General features: G+C 46.1%; 1 pseudogene. It reads right to left on the bottom strand.

Features of this window, described 5'->3' with window-relative positions:
* Positions 1-646: pseudogene (locus ASC50_RS03000) on the bottom strand (hypothetical protein); the annotation flags it as partial.

Raw genomic sequence — 646 nt, 5'->3', positions numbered from 1 at the left:
TCCCACAGATGCTCCATTGGCATTGGCATTGTACCTGATAGCGTAGGTGATGTTGGTTTTTCTGAGCACCGGAAACCCCGTAGTGGTACCGTTGACATCAGCGGGCATCGCCCAAACGGTAGAGAAATTCCAAGACAAATTCGCTTCAATCCATGTTTGCAATTTAAAATTAGCAAGTGTCGCATTTTCTCCATTTTCCCGGTTCGCACCTATATCCGTAGTTGCTGTCGAACCCAAAAGAGTCATGTTTTGGTTAGCATAACAATTTATTATGGTAGCGTCGCCGGTGGCTACTCGAAACGGTTTAAGGTCCCCATCACCACGCGTCATCGAGGCATTAGCCGCAAAACAATTTGAAATTGAAACGGCTCCTACACCTATACCGGCACAAGCCCTATTGATACGAGCATTTATATTACCTGCATTGTAGCAATTCCGGATTTGAGCACCGTCACCTGCTGCCGCAATGCCACCACTCTCAAGATGAGCATCAATATTAGCCATGTTGTAACAATTTTCGATGATGCTTGCCTTCATCATACCGACAATGCCTCCTGCAGGCGCATTTGTGCTGATTATAGAGCCGGTTACCCCTAAATTTTTGATGGAGGCATCCTGAACATAACCAAACACACCGGCATAGTTG

Source organism: Candidatus Symbiothrix dinenymphae (genome assembly GCF_001431085.1).
Note: the sequence above shows the minus strand (reverse complement) of the source record. Positions and strands in the feature narration are given on the sequence as shown.